Source organism: Nocardia sp. NPDC004151 (genome assembly GCF_042874235.1).
Lineage (GTDB): Bacteria > Actinomycetota > Actinomycetes > Mycobacteriales > Mycobacteriaceae > Nocardia.
On record NZ_JBIAMR010000007.1, the window covers coordinates 129,246 to 145,834 of the forward strand.

At 68.6% G+C, this 16,589-nt stretch carries 16 protein-coding genes; 6 read left to right on the forward strand and 10 right to left on the reverse strand.

Annotated features, from left to right (window positions below; all coding sequences use genetic code 11):
* Positions 1-251: 251 nt before the first annotated feature.
* From ACFYTS_RS17845 to ACFYTS_RS17855, 3 genes are read left to right on the forward strand one after another with little or no spacing between them, the layout of a single operon-like run.
* On the forward strand, positions 252-680 hold the full coding sequence (locus tag ACFYTS_RS17845) for a response regulator transcription factor (protein ID WP_387305409.1): 429 nt from the start codon (positions 252-254) through the stop codon (positions 678-680).
* Positions 681-707: 27 nt separating this feature from the next.
* Positions 708-878 carry a hypothetical protein gene (locus ACFYTS_RS17850; protein ID WP_387305412.1) on the forward strand — a complete coding sequence of 57 codons (171 nt, stop codon included), beginning with the start codon at positions 708-710 and terminating at the stop codon, positions 876-878.
* The gene (locus ACFYTS_RS17855; RefSeq protein WP_387305415.1) at positions 875-1,231 is read left to right on the forward strand and encodes a hypothetical protein; all 357 of its coding nucleotides are present in this window, start codon (positions 875-877) and stop codon (positions 1,229-1,231) included. The genes ACFYTS_RS17850 and ACFYTS_RS17855 overlap by 4 nt, the downstream gene beginning before the upstream one ends.
* 110 nt (positions 1,232-1,341) lie before the next feature.
* On the opposite strand, the gene ACFYTS_RS17860 is transcribed toward ACFYTS_RS17855, so the two are convergent.
* From ACFYTS_RS17860 to ACFYTS_RS17875, 4 genes are all read right to left on the reverse strand, one after another.
* On the reverse strand, positions 1,342-1,665 hold the full coding sequence (locus tag ACFYTS_RS17860) for a hypothetical protein (RefSeq protein ID WP_387305417.1): 324 nt from the start codon (positions 1,663-1,665) through the stop codon (positions 1,342-1,344).
* Complete coding sequence (locus ACFYTS_RS17865) at positions 1,662-2,009, reverse strand: Zn-ribbon domain-containing OB-fold protein (protein ID WP_387305420.1); 348 nt, start codon at positions 2,007-2,009, stop codon at positions 1,662-1,664. The genes ACFYTS_RS17860 and ACFYTS_RS17865 overlap by 4 nt, the downstream gene beginning before the upstream one ends.
* 148 nt (positions 2,010-2,157) lie before the next feature.
* Positions 2,158-5,286: a LuxR C-terminal-related transcriptional regulator gene (locus ACFYTS_RS17870; RefSeq protein ID WP_387305422.1), complete on the reverse strand. Its 3,129-nt coding sequence runs from the start codon at positions 5,284-5,286 to the stop codon at positions 2,158-2,160.
* 57 nt (positions 5,287-5,343) lie between these two features.
* Complete coding sequence (locus ACFYTS_RS17875) at positions 5,344-6,351, reverse strand: AraC family transcriptional regulator ligand-binding domain-containing protein (RefSeq protein WP_387305425.1); 1,008 nt, start codon at positions 6,349-6,351, stop codon at positions 5,344-5,346.
* A gap of 218 nt (positions 6,352-6,569) precedes the next feature.
* Here ACFYTS_RS17875 and ACFYTS_RS17880 point away from each other — a divergent pair, with 218 nt between their 5' ends.
* Both ACFYTS_RS17880 and ACFYTS_RS17885 read left to right on the forward strand, forming a co-directional pair.
* Positions 6,570-7,178: a TetR/AcrR family transcriptional regulator gene (locus ACFYTS_RS17880; RefSeq protein ID WP_387305427.1), complete on the forward strand. Its 609-nt coding sequence runs from the start codon at positions 6,570-6,572 to the stop codon at positions 7,176-7,178.
* A gap of 102 nt (positions 7,179-7,280) precedes the next feature.
* Positions 7,281-7,721: a nitroreductase family deazaflavin-dependent oxidoreductase gene (locus ACFYTS_RS17885; RefSeq protein WP_387305430.1), complete on the forward strand. Its 441-nt coding sequence runs from the start codon at positions 7,281-7,283 to the stop codon at positions 7,719-7,721.
* A gap of 18 nt (positions 7,722-7,739) precedes the next feature.
* Here the strand turns inward: ACFYTS_RS17885 and ACFYTS_RS17890 are convergent, their stop codons facing one another.
* From ACFYTS_RS17890 to ACFYTS_RS17900, 3 genes are all read right to left on the reverse strand, one after another.
* Positions 7,740-9,347 carry a succinic semialdehyde dehydrogenase gene (locus ACFYTS_RS17890; protein ID WP_387305433.1) on the reverse strand — a complete coding sequence of 536 codons (1,608 nt, stop codon included), beginning with the start codon at positions 9,345-9,347 and terminating at the stop codon, positions 7,740-7,742.
* The gene (locus ACFYTS_RS17895; RefSeq protein WP_387305436.1) at positions 9,344-10,270 is read right to left on the reverse strand and encodes an acetoacetate decarboxylase family protein; all 927 of its coding nucleotides are present in this window, start codon (positions 10,268-10,270) and stop codon (positions 9,344-9,346) included. Before ACFYTS_RS17895 ends, ACFYTS_RS17890 begins: the two co-directional genes overlap by 4 nt.
* A gap of 79 nt (positions 10,271-10,349) precedes the next feature.
* Entirely contained in the window at positions 10,350-11,129 is a 780-nt protein-coding gene (locus tag ACFYTS_RS17900) for an alpha/beta fold hydrolase (RefSeq protein WP_387305438.1), read from the reverse strand.
* 293 nt (positions 11,130-11,422) lie between these two features.
* On the opposite strand from ACFYTS_RS17900, the gene ACFYTS_RS17905 reads away from it, so the two are divergent.
* Positions 11,423-12,001, forward strand: a complete 579-nt coding sequence (locus ACFYTS_RS17905; protein ID WP_387305440.1) for a hypothetical protein — start codon at positions 11,423-11,425, stop codon at positions 11,999-12,001.
* Positions 12,002-12,009: 8 nt separating this feature from the next.
* Here ACFYTS_RS17905 and ACFYTS_RS17910 read toward each other — a convergent pair whose 3' ends face one another.
* Genes ACFYTS_RS17910 through ACFYTS_RS17920 form a run of 3 tightly spaced genes read right to left on the reverse strand, consistent with a single transcriptional unit; the run spans position 12,010 to position 16,569 of the window.
* Complete coding sequence (locus tag ACFYTS_RS17910; RefSeq protein ID WP_387305443.1) at positions 12,010-13,626, reverse strand: indolepyruvate oxidoreductase subunit beta family protein; 1,617 nt, start codon at positions 13,624-13,626, stop codon at positions 12,010-12,012.
* Positions 13,623-15,788 carry a thiamine pyrophosphate-dependent enzyme gene (locus ACFYTS_RS17915; RefSeq protein WP_387305446.1) on the reverse strand — a complete coding sequence of 722 codons (2,166 nt, stop codon included), beginning with the start codon at positions 15,786-15,788 and terminating at the stop codon, positions 13,623-13,625. The genes ACFYTS_RS17910 and ACFYTS_RS17915 overlap by 4 nt, the downstream gene beginning before the upstream one ends.
* 13 nt (positions 15,789-15,801) lie before the next feature.
* Complete coding sequence (locus ACFYTS_RS17920) at positions 15,802-16,569, reverse strand: cyclase family protein (protein WP_387305449.1); 768 nt, start codon at positions 16,567-16,569, stop codon at positions 15,802-15,804.
* Positions 16,570-16,589 lie beyond the last annotated feature (20 nt).

Here is a 16,589-nt window from a genome sequence, read left to right on the forward strand (position 1 = left end):
GGTCGGCTCCCGGGCGCCGTTCTTCACGCCGCGTCGATGAACTCCAAGTGGCTGTTTGATCGCGATATGGTCACGGTGGCGGCCGGCTCGCGTCCGCCAGATCACGGGAACGTGACGATCGTGATGAATCGGACGGTCTAGAGCACGCAGCTATTGCTGACAAGTTGCTGTTCGGCTTAGCGTCGAGTTCCGTCCGGACAGTGGGGCGGGTCACACCCGGTAGGGGATTCCGGTCAGCAAGGGATAGGTCCATGAACCTCCATCAACTCTCCACAACGCGAGCCAGCCGTCCGCCGATCGATGTGCGGGATGAGATGCGGCCGGCGGCCCGGGTGCTGATCGTCGAGCAACATCCCGCGACCGCCGAGATGACTCTGCTGGTCCTGGCCGCGGCCGGGTTCGACGCCGTGCACACGTCGACGGCCGCACAGGCGCTCACCGCCGTCGCCGGCTGGAAGCCGGATCTGGTGCTGACTGATCTGATGTTGCCGGACCTTTCCGGACCCGAGTTCTGCCTGCGGCTGCGGGCGACCTTGTCGGTGCCGATCCTGATCGTGACCACCGAAACCGATCCCGACCTCGTGGGCCTCGCGATCAGCGCGGGCGCGTCAGGGTATCTGCCCAAGCCGTTCCGGACTGGCGAACTGCTCGATCGAATCCACGCCGGTCTCGGCTTCTGACCGGGCGTATCGTCCGCCCGCCGAGCGGTGTGCCGTGATGCCCGATATTCTCGCCGCTACCGGCTGGACCTCGCGGGCGGGGCCACCATGGACGCGGGCTGCTACGCGATCCACAGCATGCGACTGTTCGATCCCGACCGCCCGGAGGTGACGGCCGCGCGGGCCCGCTGCGTGGTCCAGGCGTGGATCGGGCCATGACCGCCGACTTCCGTTTCCCGTCCGGTGTGGTGGGCCGGATCAACGCGTCGATGTGGTCGCGTTCGCTGTTGCGGATCGGGCTGCGGGTCGAGGGTGAGCGCGGAACCATGAAGGTCCTCAATCACGTACTGCCACAGGCCTTCCACCGAGTGACGGTCACCGTCGACGGTGTCACCCGCCGCGAGCGGATCCCGGGTGAACCCACCTACGTCCGCCAGCTGCGCGCCTTCGCGAGCGCGGTATCCGGCGCCGACACCAATCTCACACCGCCCGAGGACTCCGTCGTCACCATGGAACTGATCGACGATGTCTACCGAGCCGCCGGCTTACACCCGCGCGGCACCGTCGGATGAGCAGCGGCGTCGGGTACCCCACCGGTAGTAGGTCGCTTCGGCGATCTGAAGGATCCGATACCCGAGGATGAACAGCATCGCCACCGGCGTCAGCGGCGCGGAGACGAGGCTCATGGGCGGATCTCCTGTACCGCGGCCTCGGCTCGAGCCTCGAGGATCGCGAGCAGGACCTTGCGGCACACGGACGTGCCCGACAGGTGTCCGGGGAGCGTCAGCACGGTGCAGGCTTGGGCCCGCCGGCATTCGTGGACGAGGTCGACGAACACCGGGGGCAGGGTCGTGCCCTGCGGCCCCGGCTCGTGGAACACCGTGCCGAGCGCGTACCCGAGTGATCGCGCGGCGGCTCGCAGCAGCGTGTCGGTGAAACTCGGGTCGCGGTTGCTCAACAAATCGTCGCGCACGTAGCCGTAGGCGAGCGGCAGCAGAGCAGTCATCGAAGCAACTGGGTCGGGCGGTCGGCGACGGTGACGACCGGAAATCCGTCCTCGCGGCGACTCTGCTGGAAGCGCACCCGGACCGGCCCGATGGAGACCAGCGGAACGTTACCTTCGAGAGAGGTATAGACCCAGGGGCCCTCGTCGAGCTCGACGATGGCGATGGTCAACGGCGTCGACATCCCATGCGGATCACCCGAGCGGTGCACCCTCCGCGACGACACGATCGAACCGGACCCCGACGAGGGCACCCACTCGAGATCATCGGACGCGCACGCCGAACAGGCGCCGATCATCGGCCCGAACAGCTTGTCGCAGGCCGCGCATCGCCGGATCGCGAACATGTCTTCGTCGTCGCTGACACCCGCTGTGTACTGGGCAATCGGTAGGGACATGGAACCGAACCTCCGTGGACCGGTGCTGGTGGATTTCGGTTTTCAGCATCGTCGGTCCGGACGGCTCGCACGACGGTGGAATGGCCACTGGGTATACCTATTTTTGGGTCGCGTCCACGATCCACGCCGCGATCTGGGCGCGAGAGTTGAACCCGAGCTTGGCCAGAATGTGCTCGACGTGCGCGTCCACGGTGCGCTGTGCGATCACCAGCTGGGTCGCGATCTGCTTGTTGGTGAGCCCCTCGGCGACGAGGCCCGCCACCTGGCGTTCCCGTTTGGTCAGAGTCGTCGCGCCGGCGCGTGGCGTATCGTCGGGGCGCTCTTCGTTCAGGGCGTAGGCGACCGCTGCGTTGACGCGCATCGCGCGCCCGCGTCGCCATATCGTGTCGAAGCGCGCGGTGCCGAGCGCTCCACGCACCACCCGCTCGCACTCGAGGTGGGCTTCGACCATCTGGGGGAAGTAGATCGCCACGCCGGGGGCGGTCCGCATCATGTTCGCCGCCGCGCCCATCAGCACGGCAGCTCGCTGATCGTCGGCGCCGGCGGCGATCCAGGCCAGCACTTCGAGATCGAGCGCCGCGACGAGCAGGCTGCGCACGCGCCGGTTGAGCCGCAGCGATTCCCGCAGCAGCTCCTGTGCGCGGGAGCGCTCACCCTGGCGGTAGGCCGCGATCGCGGTCATTCCCAGGGCGGTCGACCGGAACAGCGACTCGCCGCACTCCTCGGTGATGGAGAGGATCCGCTGATGGCACTCGGCGGCGCGCCCGGCGTCGCCCTGCTGCGCGTACGCCACACCGAGCAACAGCAGTGCGGAGACGTGCAGGCATCCGCGCGGGTCGGAGCTCAGCACCTCGATGGCTCGATTGATACACGACACCGCGCGCGGGGGCTCGTCGCGATAGAGCGCCAGATCTCCCTCCGCGTAGGCGATCAAGGCTTGATTCAGGGGTGTGGGATCGCGCTCGGCGAGCACCCGCCCGTGCTCGAGCAGGGCGGCCGCCGTCTCGAGGTCCCATTGCCGTGTGGCCATGAATATGCTGGCGTGCAGCGCCCGGACCTGGTCGGTCGTCGAATGTGCGCACGGATGGGCCAGGGCGCGCTCGAGCCAGCGGCGGCCTTCACCGAACAGGCCGCGGAAGCTCCAGAACGTGAGGGACGCGGCGCTGATGCGCAGCCCCGCTTCGGCCGACTGCTCGGTCGGGTCGGACATGCAGAATTCGAGCGCCGCACGGATGTTGCCCTGCTCGCGGTCGAGCCGGGCCATCCAGTCGCATTGCCGGTCGCTGATCCAGTCGTCCTCGGCGTCGAGCACCAGCTGTCGGTACCAGTCGCGGTGCCGGCGCCGGAATTCCTCGTCCGCACCGGCCTCCCGCAGCTTGTCCTGCCCGTATTCCCGGACGGTGTCGAGCATCCGGAAGCGGACCGCGCCCTCGGGTTCCTCCCTGATCACCACCGATTTGTCCACCAGTGAGGACAGCACGTCGAGCAGCTCCGCCGCCTCGGCCTCGGCGCCGCACACCGACTCGACGGCTTCGAGTTCGAAACCACCGGTGAACACCGACAACCGGGCCCACAGCCGCTGCTCGGCCGGGGTGCACAGCTCATAGCTCCAGTCGATGCACCACCGCAGGGCCTGCTGCCGTGTCGGCGCGGTGCGGTGGCCCCGGGTGAGCAGGGCGAACCGGTCGGTGAGCCGTTGCAGAATCTGGTCCGGCGACATCGTGCGCATTCGAGCCGCCGCGAGTTCGATCGCCAGAGGCAGACCGTCCAATCGGGCGCAGATCCCGGCCACCGCGGCCTTGTTCTCCTCGGTCACCTCGAAGCCGGGCACGACCGTGCCCGCGCGGTCGGCGAACAGTGTCACGGCGTCGTACTTGCGTAGCTGTCGCAGCGTCGGTTCGCGGTCGGCGGCGGGGACGCTCAGCGGCAGTAGTCGCTGCACCGCTTCGCCGCCGATGTCCAGCGGTTCGCGGCTGGTGACCAGCATCCGCAAGTCCGGGCACGCCGACAACAATGTCTCGGCCAGGTTGGCCATCGGCTTGGCGACCTGCTCGCAGTTGTCGACGACCAGCAGGGTCTCCCGGGATCGCAGATACTCGACGAGCGTGTCGTGGACCGGCCGGACCGAATCGGCCCGCACACCCAGAGCGGCCGCGACGATGGGAGCCACCAGCGATGGGTCGCGCACATCGGCCAGGTCGATCGCCCAGACCCCGTCGGCGAAATCGCGTTGAGCGGCCGAGGCCGCCCGCAGCGCCAGCCGGGTCTTGCCGACGCCGCCCATCCCGGCCAGTGTCACCAGCCTCGACACGGTGAGCTGGTGCTTGAGTGCGGTCAACTCGGCGCGCCTGTTGATGAAGCTGGTCAACTCGGGCAGCAGAGTGCGGTGGTGTCGTGTGGTTCGCGCCGCGGCACCGCGTTGCTGTATCTGCCGGATGGTCGCGCCGAGCTCCGCCGCGGAGGGCCGCTGTTCGGGATCCCGGTGCATCGCCGCGTCCACCACGGTGCACACCTCGGCGGGGAAGCCGCGATCGCGCAGGTCCGGTGCCTGCGGCTCCGAGGCCGCATGCCCGGTCAGCGCCCAGAACAAGGTGGCGCCGAGCCCGTGGATATCGGCGGCGAGAGTCGGAGCGCGTCCCTCGGCGGAAGTCTCGGAGCCGCCGGGAACGGGCGCGATTCCGAAGTCGGTCAGGGCGGGCTCACCGTATTCGGGGAACAGAATAGTGCCGGGCCGCACATCGCCGTGCACGATGCCCAGTCGGTGCGCGCTCTCGAGCGCCCGGGCGATCCCGGCTCCGAGCTTCAGCACGTCATCGACCGGAAGCGGACCCCGCTGCCGGATCCGCGCGTCCAGCGAGTCCACGGGGTGATACGGCTGGGCGAGATAGGGCCGCCCGCCGCTGATGACACCGGCCGCCAGCACGGTGACGAGATTGGGATGCCCGGTCAGCCGGCCCAGAGCCTGCTGCTCCGACACGAACCGCGCCTGGCTCTCCTCGTCCAGGTCCCCGGTCAGGACCTTCACCGTGACAGTGCGATCCAATCCCGCTTGCCGGCAGCGGTAGACCACACCGAAATCGCCGCGACCGATCTCTTCGGCGTTCTCGAAGCCGAGCTCACGCAATTCCTCCGCTACCGTCATGCTCACGTCGCGGGCGGTGCGGTTCGTAGCGTCGTCGATCATCGGCCGCGCAATCTTCACGGTATGGCTGCGAACACGGGCCATGATCGACTCACCTTTCGACGCTGTTCAGCCTATCGCCGATGACAGGCAGACATGCAGCTATTCGGTGGAGGATGGGCGCCGGTGCGTGCTGTTGGCGACCGCCCAGCGCAGCGCGGCCCGGCGCATGGAGGATTCGTCGGCGTACCCGAGGAGTTGTGCCTGTTTGCCGCGGCTCAGCGGTCCGGTCGCCTGCGCCGCGCCGAGGCGGGCCGAGCGCGCCCGGTCCAGCTCACGTCGCCATGTCGTCCCGGCTTCGGCGAGCCGGCGTTGGAGGGTGCGCGGGCTGGTGGTGAGTCGCCGCGCGACCCGTTCCAAGGACGCGTCTCCCTCGTCGAGGGCGGCGGCGGCCGCCACGGCGACCCGTTCGGGCCATGCGGAGATCAGCGGCGGGGGCGGCGGGAGCGCGTCCGCCAGGGGTTGCAGGACGGCGGCGAGGACCGGGTCGGCGGTGGTGAGCGGCAGGGCCAGGTCGGACGGGCGGAAGGTCATCGCGTCGGTGTCCGCGCCGAATTCGATTGTGGCGTCGCCGAATACGTCCTTGTAAGCATCGAGACGCCGAGGTGCGTTGCGGCGCACGGTGACTCGCACCGGGTCCAGGGGGGCGTCGACGACGCGCCGGGCCCGGGTCAGCACGGCGGCCAAACCCCACAGCTGGGTGTGGTCACGGGTCGCGTCGGCCCCGTCGACCATGTCCAGGCGCAGCGTCGGTCCGCGATCGTCGTCGACGAGGTCGAAATTGTGATTGGTGGTGACGGCGCTGACATAGGGACCGCAGGTCGCCAATCCGGCGCCCAACGTCGGTGCGCTGGTGAACAAATAGTCATAGAGCCCCGTTGTCCGGAGCTGGTACCGGCTCGCGACACGCAACGCCACGTCCGGATCGTCGAGCATCCTCGCCCCGGTCTCCCACAGTCGCCAGAAGGTTTCGCTGGGAACGTGGACGCCACCGCCGGCCAATGTCCACTCCGGCACACCGGATTCCTGGATCAGCCGCGTGCGGTCCAGTCCCATGGAGGTCAGCTGGGAGAGCACAAACTGGTGCAGCAGAGTCAGATCAGTGCGCAATGCCCCTCCTACGCATCGTCGTCCCCCGGTCGATGGGTGGATCGTAGACGCGGCGGCGATCCGGAACCAGCACCGGGTGGGGCCGCGAACCGGGTGCGACGGTCGGCGGCCACACCCCGCTATCGGTGGCGGGCGGGGCCGCGTTAGGGCGGTCTTCCAGCGGAAGATCGGCCGGTGGGCGGTCCGGCGTGGCGTCGCCGCTTGATAGATTCGATCGCGTGACGTCGTCGACCACTCAGCCGTATCATCACGGCGACCTGCCCTCGGCGCTGTTGCGCGCGGCGGTCGAACTGCTGGAGGAGAACGGCGCCGCCGACCTGTCCTTGCGTGCCGTGGCCCGACGTGCCGGTGTGTCGACCGCGGCGCCCTACCGCCATTTCGCGGACCGCGAAGCCCTGCTGTCCGCGGTCGCCGCCGTCGGATACCGCGATCTGGCAAGCCGTTTGGCCGCCGTCCATCCCGCGCCGGTCACCCCCGAGGATCTGGCCCTGATCGCCATCGCGTACGTGCGGTTCGCCTTGGACCGGCCGGGGTTGTTCCGGGTGATGTTCGCCGATCCGTGTGATCCGACGAGTCCGGAGCGGGTGGCGGCCACCGAGGCGATCCACGAGTACGTCGAGAACATTGTGCGGCAGGCGTTTCCGGCGTCGGATCCGGAAGCCATGGCCACCGCGGTGTGGGCGCTGGTCCACGGCTTGGCGTTCCTGCACCTGGATGGCAAGTTCGAGGCGGTCTCCGACGCGGCTGTCGCCGAACGTGTTCGCGCCGCGGTCTTCGCGGTGCTCGGTGCGTCGAGCCAGGTCGCGAACACGCCTCGCGCCGACTGACGTACCCACGCGGTCGGGGTCGCCGACCGGCGATAATGAATGTTGACGCTGCTCACACCTTTGGTAATGTTAGCGCCGCTAACTCGATACAAGGGGTGCGCTATGAACAAGAACACGGTGGCAGACCGCGGAGCCAAGCTGATGAACTTCGCACACCGGATCGTCCTCGCCGTCAGCGGAAACAAGCTGCTGGCCAATCCGTTCGGAATGCCGGTGGTCGAATTGCACACGATCGGAAGGAAATCGGGGCAACCGCGGTCGTGCTATCTGACGGCCCCGATGCACGATCCGAACCGAATCGTCCTGGTCGCCTCGAAAGGCGGTGACGACCGAAACCCCGACTGGTACCGCAACCTGCAAGCCAACCCCGACGCCGAGGTCGTGATCTACGGGCGACGGCGAAAAGTGCGCGCGCACACCGCCGGCGCTGAGGAGCGGGCGGTCCTGTGGCCGCAGATCACCTCGGTGTACCCGGGCTATGCGAGCTATCAGAAGCGGACCGCCCGCGAGATTCCGGTAGTGGTCTGCGAGTTCCGGGACTGAGACGGGTGGGCGGTCGATTCACCGGACGCCGAAGCGCTTCATCACCCTCAGCCACGTGGTGAGAATGCCCGCCCACGCCCGGTACGGCACCGCAGCGGGCGGGGTGAATCCCATGACGCGCTGGTGGGCGACGGTTTGTGCTTCGGTGTATTTGAGAATGCCCTCCGCCCCGTGGCGGCGCCCGAGCCCGGAGTCGCCCACCCCGCCCATCGGAGCGTCGATGCTGCCCCAGGCGGCGGCGAACGCATCATTGACGTTGACAGTCCCCGCGTGCAGGCGGGCCGCGACGGCCCGGCCCTTGGCGCCATCGCGAGTCCACACGCCGGCATTGAGACCGTAGGGAGTGGCGTTGGCCCGCTCGACCGCATCGTCGAGACTGTCGAACGAGTAGATCGACACGACCGGGCCGAAGGTCTCGTGCGTGCAGAGCGTCATCTCGGGGGTGACATCGGTGAGGATGGTCGGCTCGAAGAACAGCGGACCCAGATCGGGTCGCGCCTGTCCGCCCGCCAGCACGGTTGCGCCCTTGGTCACCGCGTCGTCGACGTGCGCGGTGACGGTCTCCAGTTGGGAGACCGTCGTGAGCGACCCGACGTCGCGGCTGAAGTCGTATGCCGCGCCGGTGCTCAGCGCGCATGTGCGGGCGACGAAGGCCGCGACGAATTCCGTTCGGATCGATTCGGCGACGTAGAGACGCTCGATCGAGACGCAGAGCTGACCCGCCGACGGGAAGCAGGCATCGACCGCGCCGGCGGCGGCCCGATCGATATCGGCGTCGTCGAGGACCAGCATGGCGTTCTTGCCGCCCAGTTCCAGGGAGGCTCCGATGAGCCGCTCACCGGCGTCGCGCGCGATGCGGCGGCCGCTGGCCGTCGAGCCGGTGAACATGATGTAGTCGGCGTTGTCCATCAGTGCGTCGCCGATATCGCTGCCCCGCCCGACCACCATCTGCCACACGTCGTCGGGCAGACCGGCCTCGCGCATCAGGTCCAGCGCCCACAGCGCGGTGAGCGCGGTCTGGGTGTCGGGTTTCTGGACCACCGCGTTGCCCGCCAGCAGCGCCGGGATCGCATCGCTCGCCGCCATGCTGAGCGGGTAGTTCCATGGGGAGATCACGGCGACAACGCCTTTGGGGTGGCGCAGTTCGGTGGTGTGGGTCAGCAGCGGGATCGCGCCGCGGCGGCGGGTGGGGGCGAGCAGCCCCGCGGCGCGCCGCGCGTAGTAGCGGGCGACGATCGCGACGTCGACGACTTCGAGGAAGGCGTCGCGCCGAGTCTTGCCGCTCTCGGCCTGCATCAGATCCAGCACTTCGTGCTGACGATCGAGCAGTAGATCGTGGAAGCGCAGCATGATCGCCTTGCGGTCACGGAAAGACGTTGCTGCCCAACGCTTCTGTGCGGCCTGCGCGCGGGCGAACGCGGCGTCGACATCGGTGCTCGTCGACACCGGCAGATCGGTCAAGGGGGCGCCCGTGTACGGAATCGTCTTGGTGACCGTGGTCGCGCCGGGCGCTGCGGTGACCCGGGTGGCCAGTCGGGAGATGAGCCCGGCGGTCGACGCCGCGGCGGAGGGCCGGTGGCCGTCGCCACCGGCTGCGGGGGTGCGCGAGACGTACTCGATGGTCATGACGCTGCTCCGAGGGTGGGGACCGAGGTCGGGACCGGCATGTGGAGGGCGAGTTGGCCTTCGGTCATGACATCGAGCCGGATGGTCCGGAACGGTGCGAGCGAGCGCAGGTCCGCTGCCATGCGGCCGGTCCCGAGTTCGAGGTCGATACCGCGCGGCAGCAGGGAGCTTCCGGCCGTCAGGGTGTTGGTCTGGCTCAGCGTCGAGTGCCACGCCCCGTCGATCCGGGTGTAGGAGGTGAGCGACGAGACCTGTGCGCCGGTGCGATGGGTGGTCTGCGTGGGTGTCGGCACCGACAGCGCGATATCGGTGCCGCCGTCGTCGTTCGCCACCCGGGCGGTGGTCCGGTCGGCCCGGATGTCGATGTCGATGTCGGTGACCCACTTGGGGAATCCGTAGCCGTCGTGGCCGCGTACCTGGGCGATCTCGCTGCTGACCGGGAGCGACAGCACGTACGAGTGGAGATGATCGTCGGTGAGTCCGGCGAGCAGGTCCACGGTGCCGAGGCGTCCGTGCCGTGCCGGGCGGACCGCGATGCCGACCGCCGCCTCGGTGTAGAAGTCGATATCGCACACGTCGTAGCGGAACAGCATCAGCGAGACGATCCCGATGCCGGGCACGACCTCGAGCGGTGCGAGTTCGCGGGGGAGCCGGCCGCGGATGGTGCGGGTGCGGGCGAGCATCACCAGCCGGGCGGTCGAGATGCGGTAGTAGAAGTTCGGGGTGAACGTCTTGCCGATGCGGGAGCCGACCTCGGTCTTGGGCATCCGGCGGAAGAAGTCCACGCTGCTCACCCGTGGATCCGCCGCGATGGTGTCGAGGTCGGGCCGCATGCGATACGTGTCGTACAGGCCGCCTTCGGGGACGGTGACGACGCGGCCGTCGAGGGAGACCTTGACTGTGTTCTGAGAGGTCGATGGCATGGTTCCCGATTCCTCGCTCTAATGTATGCGGTGTTAACATCAGGCTAGGATCGAATGTAAGCGGTGTCAACACGTCTGCTCAGAGGAAGAAATCCCGCAGTGCCGCGGCCACCGCGGCGGCGTCGTGGGGGTGGTGGAACTGCCCCGGCAGGGTGATGGTGCGCGCGTCGGGCAGCGTCGCCCGGAGACGTTCGACGCTCGCGGTGCCGTAAGGGTCGGTGAGCTCGCCCGCGAGCAGGAGGGTGGGGACGTCGATGCCGGACCACGGGGTGATGTCGGAGTTCATGGCGGTCAGGCATTCGAGGTCGGCCACCAGGCCGGAGGCTCGGAAGGCCAGGCCGTCGGCGAGGGGCTGCAAGGCCGCGCGGGGCGGGGTGGGTTCGACAATGGCGGTGAAGAATTCGATGATCGCGTCCGCGGGGCGCGCGGCGGCCATGTGCTGGCGGATCGTTTCGAGGGTCGATGTCAGCGGGGAACCGGCGAGGGTCACCGGGGGCTCGTACAGCGCGAGGCGTCGGACCATCGACTGATCCCGGTGGAGTGCGTGCAGGGCGACCAGGCCGCCCGCGGAATGCCCGAAGACGAAGGCGGGGTCGTCCAGGGTCGCGAGCACCGCCGCCAGGTCGGCGGCCTGTTCGGTGAATTCGGCGGGCCGGGGGCCGTTTCCGCTCTCGCCGTATTCTCGCCGTTCGACCACGAGGACCCGGTAGTCCGGGGCCAGTAATTCTGCGAGCTGGAAATAGAGGTCGAGGGTGACCAGCGCGCCGGGGACGATAACCAGGGCCGGGCCGTCACCTCGGGAGTGAAAGACGATGCGGGTGCCGTCCGCCGATTCCACGGCTTCTCTGTATTGCGACATATATCTATAGTGGCAGATACCTGACGCCACATCGGCTGGTGGACAGTCGAATTCGCCGCCGGCGCTGCTGGATCGGGCGGGGGCGGCTAATTGTCGGCACGGGCCTTCGGGCGGGTGGCCGGCGACTCGCGGGAGGTAGGGGAGGGCGTGGAATACGGGGTGTGACGGTGGATTTGCCGACCATGAATTGATATTGGAGTTTCGTCCTTATTTCGCCACGTGCTCCGCTTAAGATCTCTAGGGCATCAGGCAATTGCTCGATGTAGAGCAGTTTTTCGCTCAGGAGGTGCGGAATGCTGGAAGCCGATTGGTGGATCCGGTCGAGGCCACTGTTGATTGCGGGTGCTTTGCCGTTCGCTGTGCTGCTCGGCACCGGAGTCGCCTCGGCGGCGCCGGAGGACTATGCGCCCCCGCCCGCCGCGCTACCGGCGCCACCGGATTGGCTATTGAACGGCCAACTACCTTCCATCGATGCGGCCGACCCGCTGCCGGGTGTGGATCCACAAGCGGTGGACTCGCTGTGCGCGTCCATTCCGGTCGATGCGCAGCGGTGCGGCGTCACCGTGGTCGACGCCGGTGTCGGCGCGGCCATCGGCGCGGGGATCGGGGCGGGCGTGTCCGCGCCGCTGGCGATCGCCACCGGACTGGTCGGCGCCGGGCTCGGATTCGTGGCCGGGATCCCGTTCCTGCCCACCGGTTTGGTGGTCGGACCGCTGGTTGGGGCGGCCGTCGGTGTGGCTGTCGTCGCCGGGCCCGCAGCCCTGCTGGGCGCGGCGTTGGGGGCGTCGGTCGGGGCGATCGTGGGCCTCACGACGCCGCTGCCGGTGGACGCGCCGATCGACGAGACCGGCGTGTCCACTGCGCTGGAGTAGCGGGCGCCCTATTCCGGTACGACGCGGACGAGTTCGGCGCTGAGGGTGTCGCCGGATTCGTCGGCGAGTGCGGCCGCCCGCAAGGCGGCCAGGTGTCCGGCGGCGTCGGCCCGGCCGGCCAGGTCGTGCGCCGCCCCCATGAGTTCGGCGAAGCTCTCGGCGCCATGCTCGTAGGTGGCGCCGTAGCCCTTCAGCACGCCCTGGCAGGCCAGGATTTCGCGGGCGAACTCGGCGTCGAAGGCCGCGGCGGCCACGGCCGTGCGCAACCATTGGTCGATGGCCTGCTGCTCACGGGCGTATCGCAGAGAGTGCGGGCGCAGCGGGCGCAGCCGGGCCGTCACCGATAGCGCGGTGAACCCGGTGATCGAACTGGTGTTGACCATCATGCCCCGGTGAGTGAGCCTGCCGATGAGGCGGCGAAAGGCACTGGACCGGTGAAGCATCGAGCCCAGGCGCACCGGCATGGTGTCGGTGATCTCGTCGACCTGCGGGTGTAGGTACTCGTGGACGTGAATGAGCTGGTCCGGTTCGGCGCCGGCCTCGGCCCGGATGCGGTCGGTGCGTTGGCGCCGGATCTTCTGCAGTGCAACCTGAATCGTGTCCTGGTAGCACATCCACAGGGCCAGCTGCCGCGCTGCCTCCACGGTGAGCCGCGCCGCGCCGTCGCGGTCGGGGTCGATGTCGGCGACTGTGGCGACACGCCGTAGATAGAGCCGCGCGTATCCCGGGTTCTGGTACACGGCGGTGCGAACCAGTCCGTGCAGGATCATCGATCGCGCGGCCGGCGGCATACCGCTGACCGTGCGCGCGAGCTCACGAAGTCGTGGGCCGACCAGCTCGCCGGGATCGGTGGCCGCGATCTCGTTGCGCCGCTGTTCCTCTCGCTCCTTGCGTTCGGCGGCGGTCAGAGGTTTGGGGATGAGCGTCAGCTCCACCGGCTGCGCGGTGGGGGGCGGGCTCGCCGGTTCGACGGTCGCCGCGGCCGCGTCGAAACCGTCGGCGAACGCCGCCAGCGACTGCTCGACGCCCTTGCCGAACGCACGGATCGGCGCTTCGCACTGCTCCCGGGTGAAGGGCAGCAGGCCGGATCCGGCGACCGCGCCGAACAAGGCCGCGCTGATCACGCTGCGGTGCTGCTCGGCCACCGCCATGAAATCGGTCGCGATCAGTCGCTTCGCGCCGCGCCGGGCGGTGTCGAGCAGCGCCGTGCCGTCGACGCGGCCGTCGCCGAGCGCCATCTTCTCGTCGATCGAGTAGACCCGGTGTGTGGAGGCGACCAGTGTGGTCCGGTCCGGGGTCGAGAAGCCGCGCTGCACGGCGCGAGCGGCCTCCATCAGTTCGGAGGCGATGACGATGTCGACTTCGCCGGGCGTGGGGAAGACGCTCAGCACCGGTGCCGCCCGGCCGGATCCGGTGGTGGCGTGCGCGGTGCGAGGGAACAGTTCCACGTAATAGACGGTGGCCCCGGTGCGTTGGGCCACACCGGGCACCGAGGTGGACTGCGCGTAGTGGTCGGCACTCTCGGCGACTTCGACGATCCAGTCCGCGAGCACGCCACCGCCCTCGCCGCCCATGGCCAGAATCGCGATGGTGATCGGGCGCTGCCCGTTGTACCAGCCGGTCATGACACCGCCTCCAATCCGGCCGCGCGGCGTTCGACGCCACGGGAGAGCATGCTGATCCACCACGCGCGCATCCTCGACAGCAGGCGGTCGCGGCGGGTGGGGTTGTAGACGACGTCGGTGCGATAGAACGACGGGCACAGCACCGCCGCGTGCGCGTTCGCGCCGCACACCCCGCAGCCGACACAGCTGTCGAGCACGGTGGCGATGGGGTCGGTGCGCATCGGATCCGGGTTGTCGGCGATGGTCAGGGACGGACAGCCCGAGATGCGGATACAGGCGTGATCGCCGGTGCAGGTTTCGGGGTCGACCCCGAAACGCTGCCGCACCACCCGCTCGCCCGCCTTCAACGCCTGTGCCCGCCGGGGTTTCTCGCGCCGCTGCCGGTTGAGCTGGCATTCGCTCTGCATGACAAGGACTTTCGGTCCCTGCTCGGGAGTGGTGAGCCCTTCGATGAAGGTGTCGCGCACGGTCGTTACGTCGTAGGTGTCGTCGATCGTGCGGGCCCAGCCGACTCCGATGCCGCGTACGGCTTGCTCGATCGGATGCTTGGTCGAGCGCGCGGGTGTCTCGGCGTGGGAGGACAGCACGTCCTGTCCTCCGGTGGCGGCGGCGTAATCGTTGTCGACAACCACCAGCAACTGGTCATTGCGGTTGAACACCGCATTGCCGACGCCGCTGGTCAGGCCGTTGTGCCAGAAACCGCCGTCACCCATGATCGCGATGGTGCGTCGATCGGAATCCTTCGAATTCAACGCCGATGCCGCGGCCGATCCGAGGCCGTAGCCCATGGTCGTGGCACCGAGATCGAACGGCGCGTTGACCGAGAACAGATGGCAGCCGATATCGGCGCTGACGTGATGCTGCCCGGTCTCCCGCTCGGCGAGCTTCAACCCGCTGAAGATGGGCCGCTCCGGGCAGCCGGTGCACAGCCCGGGCGGGCGCGGGCGCACCAGTTCCGGCTCGACCCGGGTGGCGAACGGGCTCGCGGGATCCTCGGCCGGGCGCAGCAGCGCGGGTTCGGAGGCGATCGCGTCCGGTTGATAGTCGGTCAGGAACCGGTGCAGGCCCCGGGTGAGCACCAACGAGGTGTACTCGCCCGCCATGGTGAACATGTCCTTGCCGTGCAAGGCGGTCGGTATCCCGGCGCGGCGCAGAACCGTGTTGATGTTCTGCTCGATGAAATCCGGCTGGCCCTCTTCGACCAGCAGCACCGCGCGCTTGTCCGCGCAGAATTCGATGACTTCCTCGTCGATCACCGGATAGGCGACGTTCATGACGTACAGCGGAACCTTGGTGTCGCCGAAGGCATCCGAGCATCCGAGCAGTTCCATCGACCGGTTGAGGGTGTTGTACAGCCCGCCCTGGACGATGATGCCCACATCGGCGAGGTCCTCGCCGAATACCTCGTTGAGCCGGTGCTCGCGGATATAGTTCACCGCCGCGGGCCAGCGGTCTTGGATCTTCTCCTGCTCGTGGTGGAAGCTGGCGGGCGGCAGCACGATTCGGCTCACGTCCCGGGTCGGCCGCTGGGTCGCTTCGGTCACGGTCACCGGCGGGCGGCGGTTGTCCGAGGCCGTGAAGGTCCCGTGCAGGTGACACGAGCGCAGCCGCAACAGCAGGAACACCGGGGTGTTACTGGCCTCCGACAGCTGGAATCCGGATTCGACCGCGTTCACGATCGCGGGGATGTCGGGCCGCGGATCCAGCAGCCACATCTGCGATTTCATCGCGAACGCGTGCGAGCGCTCCTGCATGATGCTGGAGCCCTCGCCGTAATCCTCGCCCAGAATGACTAGTGCTCCGCCGGTGACGCCGCCACTGGCCAGATTGGCCAGGGCGTCGGCAGCAACGTTGGTGCCCACGGTCGACTTCCATGTCACCGCGCCACGCAGCGGGTAGTGCACCGAAGCGGCCAGCATCGCCGCCGCGGTGGCCTCGGAGGCACTGTTCTCGAAATAGACGCCCAGCTCGTCGAGTACCTCCTTGGAGTCGCCGAGGACGTCCATCAGATGTGAGATCGGCGCGCCCTGATAGCCGCCGACATAGGCGACGCCGGACTGCAGCAGCGCCTTGGTCACGGCCAGGATGCCTTCCACGTGCAGGGTGGTGCCTTCGCCCTGCCGGAGTTTGCCGACCTCGTTCGCGAATGATCGCTCCGCCATTGGCTTCTCCTCCTTATTCGCCGCGCTCGACCAGCGCCAGCACCCGCGCGGGGCTGCCGGAACCGCCGACGATCGGCAGCGGGCAGACGATCAACAGGGCGCCGACAGCGGGCAGCCGGCCGAGATTGCGCAGGCTGGTCAGACCCCATTTGCCCGCGCCCAGCAGCATGCTGTGGCAGGGGAAGGCGGTCTCGAAGCCCGCCGCCGCGCCGGCGTCGGTGCCGACGGTCTCCACCCCGAATCCGGTCAGGGTGGACTCCTCGGCCAGCCACGTGGCGCATTCGACGGACACTCCGGGTGTGTGGCCGCCGTTCGCGAATGCGACGGCGTCCTCGCCGCGCGCTTCCCACCCGGTCCGGTACAGCAGCCAGCCACCCGCGGGCAGCGGGCCGTGCTCGGCCTCCCAGCGTCGAATGTGGTCGATTTCCAACAGAAAGTCCGGATCTGCGGCGGCCTCGGCGGTCATGTCGATGACCGCGGCGGGTGCGACCAGCGTGCGCAGCGGAGCCTGCGAGACGTCGTGCCGGTCGCGACCGCTGACCCAGTGCACGGGCGCGTCCAGGTGGGTGCCGGTGTGCTCGCCGGTGTGAATGTTGTTCCAGTACCACGCGGGACCACGATCGTCGTAGCGGCTGATCTCCTCGAGCCGGAACGGGATGGTGTTGGCCAGTGGAGGCGGCAGCTCGAGGATCGGCGTGGACTCCTGCAGCGGCGTGGTCAGATCGATGATGTCGACAGCACCGGAGCGGGTCGCCTCGACAACGGCGTTGAGCAGGGACATCGCGACTCCTGAGAGTGAAA